Raw genomic sequence first — 15,959 nt, 5'->3', positions numbered from 1 at the left:
AGCAGGTTTACTACCCTTTTTCCCGTTCATCCAGCAGTTTTTTTACCTTTTTATCCGTTTCTGCTTTTTGCCGGAAAATTTGATGGGTCAGCGTGGCTACCTCCCTGACCGGACTATCCAGCAGTGGGGCCAGCCTCATGAGCGATTCATCCCTTAGGGATGTCTGATTGGTACGTAGCAGCCCCAGTACCCTGATGACCTGCTGGTCCGTCAGCTTTTTGGTATGCTGCGTCAGGGCATCCAGGGTAGCGGCCTGCAGGGGTACTTCTTTTAGTTTGTTGAGCAGCTCGTTTTGCATTTCAAAATCGACCCGTCCCACCAGGGATGCCAGCTCCTTCTGCCAGCGGGCCTGTTTCCATACCTCCCCGGGCAACTTTTCAATGGCAAAGTAGGGTACGTACGAATCACCCGCTTCGACCAGACGAACCAGGTGGGGCAGGTACGTGTTCATAGCCCCTGAAGGGATCCGGTTCAACGCGTAGAACTGGTACTGGAACTGATCCGATCGGAGCATCTGTACAAGCAGTGAATCCGTAAAGCGGGCTTCGGTATGTTCAAGGATTTGCCTGGCTACGGGGCCGTTGACTATGTGCCAAAGGGTATGCGTCGTGTACAGAGCCCCTCCTACTACCTCATCCCGGATGGTGGTACTGGTAGCACCGGTAGTCGCATCCACTACGCTGGAGCTGCGTTTTACCTGGTCATCCACCAGGGCTTTCATGTCGTAGTCACGCAGCAAACTGGTTTTATTGGCCAGGATAGCGCTCAGTTTCTTATGGTCCTCCTCCGTAAATGGATCGTGATCAAACTTCGTCAGCGGCTTGTCGGACGGCACTTCGTACTTCTGGAAGTTCCCCAGCAGGTCCCAGTACAGATCTATGACGACCAGGTAACAAAGAGTGTCTTTGCAGACGGGTGTCCTGACGTGGCTGGTATAGTAGTGGGGCTTCCCGGACGGACTGTAGGCCATGTCAACCTGGATTTGTATGGAATCTCCTATAAAGGCTTCAAAGGCTTTTTCCTTCCTGACGGTATCTTTACTACCGGGAAGGAAAGCCATTGCCGTCATCAGGATGCCTACTATCAACAGGAGCTTCTTCATTCGAGGTGAGTTGTTCTGCCGACTAACTTTGTCTTAGGGTGACGAGTATCTATCCAGAAGCTTATCAGACTATCTTCCACCACTCCGGATTATAGCCTGATAAGCCTAGCATTTATTTATTGCCAGTCGGGATTTTGCTGTAGTTCCGGATTAGCATTTACTTCCTCCTGAGGGATGGGGAAGTACTTGTTCTTGGGTTGTACCGGACGGCTGGGGTATACCGGATTCGTTGCCTTCGGAATCACTGTCATGAACAAGCCGGTACGGGTAAGGTCATACCACCGATCACCTTCTGCAAAAAACTCCCAGGCCCTCTCCTGAATCACGGCATCAACGAAGGCCTCCTTGCTTAGCCCGGCCGGCAGCTCGGGAAGCCCCGCACGCTTGCGCACCACCTGGATATATTCGTAAGCCTTGGGAGTGGCCCCATTCAGACGTGCCTCGGCTTCCGCGGCAATCAGATACACATCGGCCATCCGAAGAATGGGAATGTTGGTGATACTCCCCGTAGTAGATACAGGATCACGGTACTTCTTAATAAGTACTCCCTCCGTGGTGATGGGCGTGATGCTGCGCTGAGGGACTACCTGACCGGCCCGGTTTACGTAGGTCGTATCCAGGAGTTGTCGGCGCTTATCCGTCGGATCAAATGATCTGTAGAAGGACATATAGGCAAACATAGACCCGAATGAAGTACGGGCGTAGTCTGCTCCGGCACTTCCCGAAGGGCCGGTCAGACCCACCAACTGATGCCCGGTACCGGGTGAAATAGGATCCGTTTCGAAGGCCCAGATATTCTCTACCCGAGCGGCATCCTCCTTCTGATGATGGTATACATCCATAACGTCAGGCATCAGCGAATGCTTGCCTGATTTGATGACCGCCTCGGCTTTTTCCAAAGCCTTCGCCCAGTCTTCGTTGTACAGGGCCGCCTTGGCGTAGAGGGCGTTCACCGCTTCGTGCGAAGGGCGTCCCTTTACCACGGCGGGAAATGAGGGTAACCCAGCGGCTAAAGCCTGATCCAGGTCACTGTAGATCTGCTTATAGACGTCTGCCCTGGGGCTTTTGCCAACGTAAGCCTTTAATTCAGAAGTACTGGGTTCGATCTTGACCGGTATATCCCCGAAGTTCTTGGTGAGCATCCAGTGGTAGAAGGCCCGCAGGAAGTATGCCTCCCCGATGATCTGCTTTTTACGGGTTTCGTCCATGGTTGCCTCGGGTACCTTGGTGATGATCCAGTTGGCCCGTTCGATACCACTGTACGCTGAAATCCAGATCTGCTGGGGTGATTCGTTGGTCCGCCCGGCGCTACGCTGGGTGGTATAGGTAGGCTCTACCGTGAATAACGTAAGGGTATTTCGCCCTACCACGGCCCGGGGGTACACCTGGTCAGCACTGAAATCGGGTACCAGTGTCGCGGCGGGACCTCCGTACAGTCCACCCATGGCATCATAAACAGCGATCAGTCCTTTTTCGGCATCGGAGGCCGTTTTGTAAAAGTTGTCGGTGAAGATGGAAGAATAGACTGTCTCTTCCAGTTCACAGGATGTCATGCCTACGCCCAGGAGCAGCATAGGTAGTAGTTTATAGATGGATTTGAAACTTCTTTTCATAACGATATCTCTTTTGAAAGGGTCGGATTAGAATGTTACCTGGATTCCGCCCAGGAACGACTTGGCCTGCGGATACACCAGGTTGTCTATACCAATCGTGGTGTTGGAGCCGGCGTAGGTGTTGACTTCGGGATCAAAGCCGCTGTATTTGGTCAGGGTGATCAGGTTGTTTCCACTGACATAGATGCGGGCCCGGCTGATGCCTTTGATGGCCGGCAGTGTATACCCCAGGGTGATGTTCTTGAGGCGTACGTAGGAGCCATCCTCCATGGCATAATCCGTAATGGGCAGGCGTCCCGCCACAAAAGGACTTACGTACTGATTACTCGGATTTTCAGGCGTCCAGCGGTTGACTACCCCTTTCAGCAGATTGCGCTGTCCCAGGGGATTCTCGAATGACAGCCGGCTGATGTTGTAGATGTCATTGCCCTGCGTACCCGATACAAAAGCGCTGAAGTCGAAATTTTTGTAGTTCAGGTTGGTGGAAGCACCAAAGATGAAATCCGGATTGGGATTACCGGTAATTACCTGATCCTCGGCATTGATCACCCCATCGTTATTGATGTCCTTAATCTTATGTCCACCGACCCGTCCGTCGTAGCCGGGTATAATGGCTTCACCCGTCTGGTTGATCCCATCAAATACATAGGTTTTGAATACACCCAGTGGCTGGCCTACGCTCAGAATCGTGTAGTTGGTGATAAACCGCTCCTGGGTCGTTCCACCATCCAGATCCAGTAGCTTGTTACGGTTGGCGGTGATATTACCGGATACGGTCCAGCGTACGGGGCCGTTCAGAATGACGGCGTTGGTAGCAAACTCGAACCCTTTGTTTTCAAGAGAGGCAAAATTTCCGGTTATGGAGCCGTAGCCTGATGAAAGGGGCAGGGTTTTTACGTAAAGCAGGTCATTGGTCCGCTTGTGGTAGTAATCCATGATCACAGAGATGCGGTTGTTAAACAACCCCAGATCCAGTCCCACATTGACCTGTGCCGACTTTTCCCAGCGCAGATCAGGATTGGCTATACCCGTCGGACGAATGGCCGTCTGGTACGCATTGTTAAGGTTATACCCTCCGGTAGAACTTACCGTAGCCAAGGACTGGTAGGGAGAGATACCGCCGGCATTACCGGTAATCCCGTAGCTGGCTCTGAGTTTAAGATCCGACAACCAGTTTACATCCTGCAGGAAGGCTTCTTCGGCGATGCGCCAGGCGGCTGAGATGGCCGGGAAGAAACCATACTTGTGGTTGGCACCGAACTTACTGGAACCATCGGCGCGGGCGGTCAGATCCAGGAAGTACTTGTCACGGAAACCGTAATTGATACGTCCCATGTACGAATCGAGGCGCTGCATGGTGCGATCGCTGCTCACGTTACGGTTTATGGCTAGCTGTAGAGCCTCGTTGCGGGTCGCGTCATTGGGGAAACCGGTGGCGTTAATGGAGTTGGCATTATAATTCTCAATCTGCGAGGCAAATACACCAGTAAACCGCAGGCTGTGGTCATCCCCGAACTTACGGTTGTAGGAAAGAATACTCTCGTGCAGCAATCCCATAAAGTTGGTGTTGGTCTTCGATGCTGAGCCGGAGTTATCGTTGATATCCGACCGGTTGATGATTGAAAGCGGCGAATAGAAGTTATGCAGCCGGTTTTCAAGGTCAGCATTGAAGGAGGCCCGGTAGGTAAAGCCGGGAAGGATTTCATACTCCCCAAACAGGTTGATCAGGGTACGCTTAATATCCCTCTGGCGCAGGATCTCCGTAAAGTTGAGCGGATTGACTACCTCCCGGTACTGCCCGTTCCCCTGCTCCCCAAAAGGAAATATACTGCCATCCGGCCGGTATGGCTGCAGAGTAGGGGGTGCCCCGATGGCTGCGCCCAGCACACTTCCGGTCACTACGCCGGCATCGCCCAGGTTGGTACTTCCGGCTTCTACGCCATTACTAATATTCAAACTTCCCAGGATACTGGTACCAATCCTGAACCGGTTGTTGATCCGGTGGTCCACGTTGAGCCGGTATGAGTAGCGCTTGAAGTTGGAATTGATGATGATTCCATCCTGGTTGAAGTAGTTAGCCGAGAGAGCTAATTGTGTTTTTTCATTTCCTCCGTTGATGGATAGCTGATGGTTCTGGATGGGTGCTTCGCGGAAAATCAGTTTCTGCCAGTTGACGCCCTCGCCCAGTGAAGCAGGATCAGGATACGCGTTGTTCTTGAATACTTCGTTTTCAAGCTGTGCGAATTCAGCGGCATTCAGTACATCTAGCGTCTTGGTGGCTCGCTGTACACCATAGTAGCTTTCTACCGAAACCCGGGTAGTACCTGCTTTACCACGCTTGGTCGTGATGAGTACCACCCCGTTAGCGGCACGCGCGCCGTAGATGGCCGATGCGGAAGCATCTTTAAGTACCTCTACCGACTCAATGTCATTGGGGTTGATGGTTGATAATGGGCTTACATCGTTGACTCCACCACCGTTTGAGATCTGGATCCCATCCACAACGTAGAGCGGCTCCGAGTTACCGTTGATAGAGTTGGTACCCCTGATCCGGACACTGATGTTACCCCCGGGAGAACCGGAGTTCTGATTGATCTGCACGCCTGACACCCGCGCCTGTAGCCCCTGTGCTACGTTGGTTACGGGTAGTTGTGTGAGTTCATCGGCTTTTACTGAGGCGATGGAGCCGGTTGTTTCTACCCTGCGCTGGGTACCGTAGCCCACCACCACTACTTCCTCGAGCGCTTTGGTATCAGTCCGGAGCGCTACATCTACGGTAGTCCGATTATTAACCGGTACTTCCTGGCTCACATAGCCCAGAAAGGAAAACACCAGCGTTGCGCCGGGCGCCGCATTGACCGAGTAGCTCCCGTCTACGTTCGTGATGGTACCGCGCTGCGTACCTTTCACGGTTACGCTTACACCGGGTATGGTTTCTCCGTTGTCGTCCGTAACTCTACCTTTTATAGTTACGTCCTGGGCCTGAAGCTGTCCCGATACGGCTATACCTAGCAGGATCAGTAAGCAGGATTTTAATAAATATTTAAGCATACAGGTAATGATTAGGGGTTTAGGACATCATTAATAAAATACAATTCGGGCATGGTTTAGGAATAGGCAGCGGGCAGTGGATATACAAGTCAGGCGGGTATCTTTACCCTGCTTTCTGGTGATTGTATAGTCGAATATAAGGAGAGCAGGTAAAAGGGCAAGGGTAGAATAGCGCTACAAATTCTAAAATAAAGTCAAAAAGTATCGGTAACGTTTGCGCAAACGTTACCGATATATAATTTTAAGTACTGTAAATAGGATAATTTTAAAATTTGTAAATTCGCTGGCAACTGGAGCCAGAAACGAATAGCACAAAGGCAACTTATAGAAATAATACAACAAAGATGATACGCTGTATAAAGTGTGAGCAGGTAGATATGATTATGAAAGCTGGATTCGTCAGGGGAAAGCAGCGGTACCTGTGTAAGGAGTGTAACTTCTACTTTACGCTCCCTACTCCTACCCTACCGTCAGCTATACATCCTAAGCGCAGACGCCACCAGACGACCATTATAGATATAGCCCGCACGCTGGGGGTTTCAAATTCTACGGTATCGCGGGCCCTGCATGGCCATCCTGACATTAGTCCCGAAACCCGGCAACTGGTACTGGATACGGCTACCCAGCTGGACTACCAGCCCAATCAGCTGGCGTACAGCCTCGTCAAAAGCCTGACCAATACCATTGGTATTATAGTACCTGAGTTTTTTACCCCTTTCTTTCCCAATGTTATCGTAGGAGTACAGGAAGTACTTTCACAGGCGGGGTACCATCTGATCATTATGCAGTCGAGCGAGTCGTATGATACGGAAGTTGGCAACACCAAAGCCATGCTGGCCAACCGGGTAGACGGTGTGATAGCATCGTTGAGCCTGCAGACCAACAACTATGAGCACTTCAAGGCGCTGGAGAAAAGAGGTATCCCCATTGTATTTTTTAACCGGGTTTGTCAGGAGCTCAACGGCCCCAAGGTAGTCGTAAATGACTTCGGCGGTGCCTTTAAGGCCGTGGAGCACCTTATTCAGAATGGCTACCGCCGAATCGCTCACCTGGGAGGGCCGCCCAACCTGGTCATCAGCCAGGAGCGCCTGCGTGGGTATACGTCTGCCTTACAGAAGCATGGATTTGACATCCATCCCGAGCTGATCATACACAGTGATCTGACTGCTCAGAAAGCCCGGATCTACGGACAGTACCTGCTGGATATGGAAACGCCACCGGATGCGATCTTTGCCGTCAATGACCCGACAGCCATTGAAATCCTGATACTGGCCAAAAGCCGGGGGCTTCGTGTGCCGGAAGATCTGGGGGTGGTAGGATTCAGTGACGACCCCATAGCCGCTCATATTGGCAATGGGCTCACCACAGTACGGCAGCCAACTCACCTGATGGGAAAGATCACCGCGGAAATGATCCTGAAACTGATCAACGAAGAAGAAGAGCAATGGGTACCCGAGGCAAAAGTACTGGAGACTGAATTGATTATTAGGGGGTCTTCGGTGCGAGAAAGTTATGATGCTGTCTTTAATGAAGCCAACAGATAGGGAGGACAGAGTATTCATCCTTTCAAACTATTAACTATATTGCAGTATCCATCTTTTTAGTTGCCCAGACATGATTTCAGACAAGAGAAAAGAGCAGGCACTGGTCCGGTATAGTGACAAGATAACTGAATATGTACAGGCGGGCCTGGAAGGTGCCAAAAATACGCAACGTGCCTACCAGGCCGACATCCGCCACTATGCAGCATGGTGTCAGCAGCAGGGAGTGAGTGCCTTTCCGGCCGAGGCGAATGTACTGTCGGCCTACCTGGCTCACCTGGCTGACGAATGTAAATGGGCTACCATACAGCGGCGCATGGCGGCGATCCGTAAGTGGCATGACCTCAAGGACCAGGAGTTTCCTTCAAAACATAAACAGGTAATAGCCGTACTGGAGGGGATCCGGCGCGTTAAGGGCGTACGTCAGAAGCAGGCTCCGGCCTTTGATCTGGATGAATTCAGAAGTTTGATCCAGTCGCTGGACCATGATAACCCTACCGAGCTCAGGGACAAGCTGGTGCTGCTGCTGGGCTTTACCGGTGCCTTCCGCCGATCGGAGCTGGTAGCCCTGAATATCGAAGACCTGAGCTTCTCCCGGCAGGGACTCATCATTACCATGCGGCAGAGTAAGACCAATCAGTACGGTGAACTCGAGCAGAAGGCTTTCTTCTTTCATCCCGACCCGCTGCTGTGCCCCATCCGCACCCTGGAAGACTGGCTGGCTCTGCGCCCCGCACAGGGTCCCCTGCTCGTCCGGTTCCGCAAAGGCCAGACGCACGGCGAAGTGCGGCTGACCGAAGAGCGACTTTCCTGCAAAACCGTGGATAACCTGGTCAAACACTACCTGGGTACTGAGTACTCCGCCCACTCGCTCCGGGCCTCCTTCGTGACAGCCGCCAAGCTCAACGGCGCCGATGACCTGGAAGTGATGCAGCAGACCAAGCACAAGACATCCGCCATGATTCAGCGCTATACCCGTACCGATGACATCCGGAAGTACAACGCGGGGAAGAAACTGGGGCTGTAATAGGTAGTCAGATCACTGCTACTACCCTTGCTAACATGATCCCTAAATAATGTAAATGTACAAAGACAAAACAGGTCCGGCAGAAAATAGCAAATCATCTACTTTCTGCCGGACCTGTTTATACGCCTAACTATTTACTAATACCTGGCTACAAATATGTCTCTGACTCCACCTGCCGTAAGCGTTGTGGAACCAAAGGTGCCGGTACTACTAAAGCTACCTGTGATATAGACTGCCCCCTGTTTAGTCACTGCTATACCTCTTCCGTAATCAAAACCTGTTCCTCCTGCTTTGTGTGCCCATTCAACATCTCCACTACTTGTCATCTTAACTATATAAGCATCACTTTCGCCACTTGCTGTTAGTGTTTTATCACTAAACATATTGGCTAACTTACCGAATTTTCCTGTTACATATACATTACCACTTTCATTGACCGCAATACCATTCACATCATCATCCACTACACTCGCATACTGCGCACCAACCTGCTTAAGCCATTGAACTTCACCTGTGGGACCATACTTAACAAGGAAGGCATCATGTGAAGTCGGGTGCGCACCAATTGATAAAGATCCAAAACGAATAGAATTTCTAAATAAACCACCTACATATACATTACCACTGCCATCTATGGCTATGGCATTTGTAGTAGCGAAAAATATACCTTGTGACTTCTGAGCCCACTGCACATCACCATTAGAAGATAGTTTAAGAGTAAAAACCTCCTGATTATTAGTTGCTAACGTAGTAGTACCAAAAGTCAAAGTCCCTACAATCTGTCCAGTTACATAAATATTCCCGCTTCCATCTACAGCAATTCCCTTACCTTTATTATACTCATTAGTACCTTCCCCCTTCAGTTCCCACTGAACATCACCCGTGCCTGACAATTTAGCTATATACACAGTACCAGGCCTGGACGAAGAATTATCGCTCGGTACTTTCGTCAAACCACCAGTTACATATATATTACCTCCATTATCTACCGTAATACCATATCCAGTGTCCTCACCTGTTTCCCCCACTTTTTTACTCCATACTACATCTCCGCTACTGTTATATTTGGCAATGAACATATCAGAATCGCCCAAAGAGGTAAGCGTGGTAGTACCAAATGTAGCAGATCCCTGAAAGCTTCCTGTTATATACACACTGTTACCCGCATCCACGGCTATACTATACCCTCCATCCACACCTGCGCCTCCAGCCTTTTTTACCCAAAGGAGACTGCCTTTACCGGTATATTTTGCAACAAAAACGTCACTTTCTCCACTTGCAGTGAGTGTAGTTGTGCCAAACGTGGCAGTACCCTGGAAAGTACCTGTAACATACAGGTTGCCGTTGCCATCTACAGCTACACCTTCTCCCTGGTTTACGGCCTCTCCACCTGCTCGCCAGGCTGTGGCTACCTCGTCCTGAACAGGGTCTAAGCTATGATCTTTACAACCGGTAAGGCAACTACTTAATAGTGTTACAAGAATAATAAAGGATTTTTTCATCGCGGAATGTATGAGTAATGTATAGAGTGAACAGAAGTGTTACCAGACGTAAACTTATGGCTAATTTGAGCAAGCCACCAAGTGTTATACAATATTTATTTATTAAGTCTATATTGATCACAGCTACCAGTTGGATGACGTTGTACACTAGATTGCATACTATTGATGTAAAGTACTCAACGCAGGAGAAACAAGATCGCACCCTACTTCTTTAACTGTGAGTACCCTAGTGACTTTTTGTATAGCTTGTCTAAGATTTTAAAAAAATTTATAAACATATTCATTACTAACTCAGTTAAATATCAAATTTAGACCTATATTCACACCCCACCCACTATAATGTAACTTTAAAACAGAAAATGCTTTGATTACGAATTGCCTGCTTATTGATGATGATGTTGAAGATAACTTTCTCTTTGCCTCTGCTTTACAGGAGATAGCTCCCTCGCTGGTGCTTGAAATCGAGGATAGCAGTGTAAGGGCGCTGGAAAGATTACAACAGGATGATAATTATAGTCCGGAGCTGATTTTTCTGGACCTGAATATGCCCGTAATTGATGGTAAGGAGTGCCTGGTCGAACTAAGAAAAATAGAACGGATCAAAAAGGTACCTATCGTTATTTACTCTACTTCTTCCTACAATAAAGATATTACCGAAGTACAGCAGCTAGGTTCTACGGGCTATCTGGTAAAGCCCAGTGGATACAAGGAGATCGTGGCTAAACTTAAGGAAATATTAGTTACTCTTACCGGCAGTAATTCATAAGTTATCAGGGATTTCATCAGCTGTTTCAGCCGTTTTTTTCTGCAGATCAGGCACTTCCATCTACATACTATTTCAGCAAAGCCTTCAATTATTACGTAATTCCTAAACTATCTCGCTGTCAGCCAGGTGCTGGTAGGTTAACTCATTTCCTTTTTTAGAGCAATGGTAAAGGTAGTACCTACATTGACCTCACTTTCTACCTCTATCGTTCCGCCCAGGGCTTCAATCTGAGACTTCACCAGGTACAAACCCAACCCTTTGCTGTCCGGCCGTTCGTGAAAGCACTGGTAAAGCCCAAACAACCGGTTTCGGTAGCGTGGCAAATCCATGCCAATGCCATTGTCTCTGAAAATCAGAAGCACTGAATCATCCGCTATCTGCGTACGGATGCTTACCTGCAGCCGCCTTTCATACGATCGGTACTTCAGGGAGTTGGTCAGGAGGTTCATAAAAATACTTTCCAGATAGGATCTGTCAAACAGTACTACCGGAGCAGCACTGTCATCAAACTCTACACTGGCGTTCGCCTCGTAGAGAGGAATCCTGATCTGGCCGTAGATTTTATCAAAAATCTCTTTTACCCGTACTTCACTTTTCTCTTTGGAGGGATTGCCCTTGATGATCAAGACATCGATCAGATCATTGACGGTATCGTTCAGCGCCGAAGTCGAGACGTTAAATCCTTGTATCAATTCTTCCAGGATGGGATCATTGATGGATATTTCCTCCATCAGTTTGAGCAGCCCCATCAGATTGGAGAGCGGAGCCCTGAAGTTATGAGAAGTAATAAAAGAAAACTGACGCAGGTCCTGATTGGTCTGTGACAGCTCCCTGATGAGTTGCTCCCTTTCCAGTTCCTGCTCTTTCTGCTGGCTTATATCCTGTAAAGCACCGATCATCCGGACGGCGGTACCCTCTTTGTCCCGCATCAGATAGGCTCTATCCAACACAGTAACATAGGTGCCATCGGATTTGATCATCCGATATTCCCCCTTCCACTGCGTTACATCAGGTGAACCCAGGGCTTTGGTATGGCTTTCCCATATCCGATCTATATCCTCAGGATGAATACGCGTGGCCCAGGCCTCTACGGTTTTGATTGGGGCTATCTCCTGCATCCCGATCATTGATTCCAGACTCGTGCTCCAGTATATTATATCACTCTTGATATCCCAGTCCCAGATGATATCATTGGTTACCTTCGTTACCAGTTCATATCGCTTGTTCGTTTCCTTCAAGGCCTCTTCCGTCCGGCTGCTTTCCAGGATCACCTGCAGGATATGCTCCGTCCTTCTGATTGTGTTTTCTTCCAGCTGCGTTGGGGCTTTGGGCTCTGTATAGTAACAGGCGAAGGTAGCCATTACGTTATCGGACGAATCGAGTACGGGCTGTGACCAGCAGGCCCGGAGGCCAGCCTGTAAGGCAAGTGATTTGTAATCCTTCCAACGAAAATCATTCTGAATATCCGTCACTATGACTTTCTCTTTTCTGAAGGCAGCCGTACCACATGAGCCGGCGTTATCTCCGATCGGTAAACCTTCGATTGCACTCCGGTAGTCGGGTGGCAGTGAAGGGGAAGCCAGGTTATAGACCCGGTTATTACGCACTTCCAGAATAGAACAAATCATACCCGGATGGAGCAACTCTATCTCCCGCATGTAGTGCCTCATGATATCAGCCAGTGGCATACCACCTATGGCATTCATCTGCAGTACATCACGCTCCAGTTTTTCCAGCGTCAGGTAGTAGTGGTTCTGGAATATGTCCCGAATAGCCCCTACCATCCGTATGGCTTTGCCTTCCGCATCTCTAAGTACCTTGCCCCTATCCTTTACATACGTATATCCCCCGCTTTTACGGAGTACCCGGTAATCAAGCTCCCAGTAGATATCACTACCTGCTATGATCTCCCGGATGTTTTGTTTTGACTTTTCTAAATCCTCAGGATGAATGACAGTCAGCCAGAAGTCTTCATTAGGTATGATCTCACTGGCATCTAACCCTAGTATCTCCTTAAATCCTTCGCTACGATAGGTTTCACCTGTTATAAGATCCCAATCCCACACGGCATCGTTAGTAGCCTGGGTAGCTATATCATAGCGCTCCAGAGCTATCCGCAGCTGCTCTTCTGACTGCCTGCGAGCGGTGATGTCTCTGACAAAAACAGCTAGCCCTCCCTCAAACGGATAGGCGCTCACCTCCAGCCACTGGTTTGTTCCGGGGCTGAATTCTTCAAATTGCAGAGAAATCTGTTGGGTCAATGACCGTTGCAGGGATGAAGAGGCAATTGGATACTCTGTATCGGGGAGGAGATGCCAAAGGTTTTTTCCGAGTGCCTCGTCCCGGGTTGTACCCAGTATCGCTTCGGCTCCTTTGTTCCAGTAGGTAACAACCCCCTGCCTGTTCACTGTATATAAGCCTTCACGGATTGTTTCTAATACTTTATCCAACTGCTGAGGACATTGGATACTTTGCGTCACTGGCAAAACCTCAGGCAGCGTAGGCTCTATCACTTGGGTTTCGGTACTAGTCTGATGCGTGACTGTCAGTGCCAGGATGGTATCCTCCCTGATAACCGGAGTAAGCTGCGCCTTCATCCAACCCGCCCCAATTGATACCGGGCAACGAAACTCAAAGGTAAAATTGGTCTGTTCGCCTACCAGTACCTGCCTGATTCCCAGTGCTACATCAGGACGATCGGCAATCCTATATGTTTCCAGATAATCAGCCCCAACCAATTCTTTTTCAGAAACTCCATTCGCTGCTATAAACCGGCGCCAGGTTTCATTGATATAGAGAATCGTATGCTGGCAGTCAATAATGGCTATCTGCATAGGTAAACTATCCAGAATGCGTCCATCAATGCCACCTGGTCCGGTAAGGCCGTTTGTACCGCCTGGTACCAGGCCTTTGGAAGCAGTTACAGGTGCTTTCAATGTAAGATAGAGTGGATAAAGGTATAGAGCCGCTAATTAAAAGTAAACATAAAAACTTTCTTACCTTTTACAGTAAAAGCATTTGTAATAAAATTGCTTTAGATTAGTATCAATCAAGCTCCTTATATATTTTTGTAACCATTAGTGTAAAAGTATATCATTCCCCTGTTAATCATTTAATCTTGAAGTCTTTTTGTTACCTGATAGATGATGATACCGATGATCATTATCTGTTTGCAGCAGTATTGAAGGAGGTATGCCCCGCTCTGGAGTTTTCCGGTGAGGCTAACAGCCAGTATGCTGTTGAGAAACTGCAAAGCGATTCAGAGTTTACTCCTTCCTACATCTTCCTAGACCTGAACATGCCCAACATGAACGGGCTGGAGTGCCTTGCTGAAATAAAGAAGATAGAGAGGCTCAAGGAGGTACCTGTCATAATCTTTTCGACTTCGTCATTCAAAAAAGATATAAACGAAGCGGCTGAACTTGGCTCTACTCAGTACATAACCAAGCCCGGCTCGTACAAGGAGCTGACTTCTGTTTTACAACAGCTTATTCCGGGTGTAGCTGACAGTAGTATAGAGTACCCGGCCTGTGATACAGATCGTATGCGGAATTACCAGTAGCTAGTTTGGAAAGCAAGATCTGCTAACTCTGTCAGAGGTATCAATATCTCAAACAAAAGCGTCCGCACGGGTACCCGTGCGGACGCTTTTTCTATATACTACCTGCTTAGGCTATACCTCAGATCTGATCCGACGAAGGTACCAGTCTGGCTGAGAGATCGGGATCCTTCATATCCTTATCAAAAGGGTACATGGGGCGATTGATCCGTTTGTAAGGCAGCCGCTCCAGGTTCTGATCCACACCACCCGGCGTAATGGCCAGTAGCCAGTCGGCCCGCATGTTGTACAATTCGGGCTCGAGGTAGCCGATCTTCACTACTACTATATCAGACTGACGGGGGTTAAGTCCCAGGCGGGTAAAATCCTTTTCTTTGTGGTAAGGCTTACGCTTCTGCGTTACGATTACATTTACGCTGCCCACTTTTACAACTACCTCTACTTCGGCATTCACATCTCCCTTTTCGATGGCAGTAACAGTACCTACCAGACGAACGGGCGGCGCAAAACGGGCATCCACCTGAGCACCCGCATAGGCATCAATCTTGCCCCCTACCCCTACCTCCAGGGCTTTCTTTACCAGATCAGGACCCGGAATAGAGGCATAGATCAGCGAAGGACCGTTTTCCTTCTTAAACTCTGGCCGGGCCAGTATTTCGGTCAGCGTCCAGGTAACGTCACCGGCTCCTCCGGCGGTAGGGTTGTCGCCCGAATCACTAATAAAGAAGGGATGCTTCTGGCTGGCAATGGCTTTATCCAGACTCTCCTGCAGGGTAGCCGTAGGGGCCACAAATACAAAGTCATGTCTGGCATTCCATAGCGTACGGGCCAGCTGCTCTGCCGTGCGACTTACCTTGGCCTTATCATCGCCCGTTACCATTACTACCGCATGATTGCGCGGCTCGTCGGCCCAGGCATAACCTATCCATATAGCGGCATCAATGACACCTTCCTGAGCCGCGGCAGGCGCTACTTTGCTATAAATGGTTTTGCCGGGCTCAATGCGGGTACTGGTCTTCTCACCGGGCAGTAGTATGGGTACGGGTATCCAGGCCTTATAGGCAGGTTTGCCCTTACCACTCTCGATCCTTGTGAGCAGGTTCTCAACCGCCCGCTGCTTCGACTCCAGGGCATCTTCGTGGGGTGCCATGCGGTAGCAGGTGATCAGATCAGAATGCTGCGCCAGCCGCCAGGAAACATTTCCGTGCAGATCCATCGACGTAGAGATAATGGTTTTCTTTCCGATTACCTCCCGGATCCGGGCTATGAAATCACCCTCCGGATCATCCAGCCCTACTACACTCATAGCACCGTGTATATCGAAGAACAGACCATCGTAGGGTCCATTCTTTTTGAGTGAGTCCAGTGTCTTCCGTACAAGCGACTCATAGGCTTCGCGGGTTACTGCGCCACCCGGTAGTGACTTACCTACTATTGTGGGGACCCATACAGCCCTTTTCCGAATGGGCGATCCCTCTTTAAAGAAAGGGTAAGGGGTATATACATTAGTCCCGAACCGGGCATGAAAGGCCTCCTCATGCGTAAGAGCCGGTGAAAAAGTACTTGACTCGATACCTAATCCGGCAATGGCAATCCGGGGCAGCGCCCTGGTAGGTGAAGCTTTTTCGGTAGCTACGGCTTGTGAAGGGGTGCTTCTGGGTTTTTCTCCCAGAGTGGAAGAAAACGCCTGCCAGGAGATCAGGTAGCAGGTGATTAGCAGATAAAATGTACGTTTCATATAAAATGTGTAAAGTAAAACTGGATTTAGGCTCTGACTATGCCTCCCTAAAAGGCTAGT

General features: G+C 49.3%; 10 protein-coding genes. 4 read left to right on the top strand and 6 right to left on the bottom strand.

The annotated features are described in order from the left end of the window. Window positions 1-10: 10 nt before the first annotated feature. From JTN23_RS14930 to JTN23_RS14920, 3 genes are all read right to left on the bottom strand, one after another. Window positions 11-1,102 carry a hypothetical protein gene (locus JTN23_RS14930; RefSeq protein WP_247235655.1) on the bottom strand — a complete coding sequence of 364 codons (1,092 nt, stop codon included), beginning with the start codon at window positions 1,100-1,102 and terminating at the stop codon, window positions 11-13. A gap of 116 nt (window positions 1,103-1,218) precedes the next feature. Next, window positions 1,219-2,715: a RagB/SusD family nutrient uptake outer membrane protein gene (locus tag JTN23_RS14925; protein WP_247235654.1), complete on the bottom strand. Its 1,497-nt coding sequence runs from the start codon at window positions 2,713-2,715 to the stop codon at window positions 1,219-1,221. 27 nt (window positions 2,716-2,742) lie between these two features. Then, the gene (locus JTN23_RS14920) at window positions 2,743-5,766 is read right to left on the bottom strand and encodes a SusC/RagA family TonB-linked outer membrane protein (RefSeq protein WP_247235653.1); all 3,024 of its coding nucleotides are present in this window, start codon (window positions 5,764-5,766) and stop codon (window positions 2,743-2,745) included. Between the two features lie 344 nt (window positions 5,767-6,110). Here JTN23_RS14920 and JTN23_RS14915 point away from each other — a divergent pair, with 344 nt between their 5' ends. Beyond that, a complete protein-coding gene (locus tag JTN23_RS14915) occupies window positions 6,111-7,310 on the top strand; it encodes a LacI family DNA-binding transcriptional regulator (protein ID WP_247235652.1) in 1,200 nt (399 codons plus the stop codon). 70 nt (window positions 7,311-7,380) lie between these two features. After that, complete coding sequence (locus JTN23_RS14910) at window positions 7,381-8,334, top strand: site-specific integrase (protein ID WP_247235651.1); 954 nt, start codon at window positions 7,381-7,383, stop codon at window positions 8,332-8,334. Between the two features lie 137 nt (window positions 8,335-8,471). Here the strand turns inward: JTN23_RS14910 and JTN23_RS14905 are convergent, their stop codons facing one another. Beyond that, the gene (locus JTN23_RS14905) at window positions 8,472-9,836 is read right to left on the bottom strand and encodes an SBBP repeat-containing protein (RefSeq protein ID WP_247235650.1); all 1,365 of its coding nucleotides are present in this window, start codon (window positions 9,834-9,836) and stop codon (window positions 8,472-8,474) included. Window positions 9,837-10,200: 364 nt separating this feature from the next. Between JTN23_RS14905 and JTN23_RS14900 the strand changes: the two genes are divergently transcribed. Next, window positions 10,201-10,602, top strand: coding sequence for a response regulator (locus JTN23_RS14900; protein ID WP_247235649.1), 402 nt, complete (start codon window positions 10,201-10,203; stop codon window positions 10,600-10,602). 137 nt (window positions 10,603-10,739) lie between these two features. Here the strand turns inward: JTN23_RS14900 and JTN23_RS14895 are convergent, their stop codons facing one another. Continuing rightward, a complete protein-coding gene (locus JTN23_RS14895; protein WP_247235648.1) occupies window positions 10,740-13,538 on the bottom strand; it encodes a PAS domain-containing protein in 2,799 nt (932 codons plus the stop codon). A 182-nt stretch (window positions 13,539-13,720) separates the two neighbouring features. On the opposite strand from JTN23_RS14895, the gene JTN23_RS14890 reads away from it, so the two are divergent. Further along, window positions 13,721-14,164 (top strand): response regulator, encoded by a 444-nt coding sequence (locus JTN23_RS14890; RefSeq protein ID WP_247235647.1) that lies wholly within the window; start codon window positions 13,721-13,723, stop codon window positions 14,162-14,164. Between the two features lie 118 nt (window positions 14,165-14,282). On the opposite strand, the gene JTN23_RS14885 is transcribed toward JTN23_RS14890, so the two are convergent. Continuing rightward, entirely contained in the window at window positions 14,283-15,899 is a 1,617-nt protein-coding gene (locus tag JTN23_RS14885) for a M81 family metallopeptidase (RefSeq protein WP_247235646.1), read from the bottom strand. Between the last annotated feature and the right edge of the window lie 60 nt (window positions 15,900-15,959).

Origin of the sequence: Telluribacter roseus, assembly GCF_017355915.2 — a bacterium.
Classification (GTDB): domain Bacteria; phylum Bacteroidota; class Bacteroidia; order Cytophagales; family Spirosomataceae; genus Telluribacter.
The sequence above is the reverse complement of the archived record's forward strand: the minus strand, read 5'-3'. Positions and strand labels throughout refer to the sequence as shown.

Bases quoted from the DNA above. Each gene is read 5' to 3' on its own strand.
- JTN23_RS14910 (WP_247235651.1), top strand. From the start codon at position 7,381: ATGATTTCAGACAAGAGAAAAGAGCAGGCACTGGTCCGGTATAGTGAC.
- JTN23_RS14885 (WP_247235646.1), bottom strand. From the start codon at position 15,899: ATGAAACGTACATTTTATCTGCTAATCACCTGCTACCTGATCTCCTGG.
- JTN23_RS14915 (WP_247235652.1), top strand. From the start codon at position 6,111: ATGATACGCTGTATAAAGTGTGAGCAGGTAGATATGATTATGAAAGCT.
- JTN23_RS14920 (WP_247235653.1), bottom strand. From the start codon at position 5,766: ATGCTTAAATATTTATTAAAATCCTGCTTACTGATCCTGCTAGGTATA.
- JTN23_RS14925 (WP_247235654.1), bottom strand. From the start codon at position 2,715: ATGAAAAGAAGTTTCAAATCCATCTATAAACTACTACCTATGCTGCTC.
- JTN23_RS14930 (WP_247235655.1), bottom strand. From the start codon at position 1,102: ATGAAGAAGCTCCTGTTGATAGTAGGCATCCTGATGACGGCAATGGCT.
- JTN23_RS14905 (WP_247235650.1), bottom strand. From the start codon at position 9,836: ATGAAAAAATCCTTTATTATTCTTGTAACACTATTAAGTAGTTGCCTT.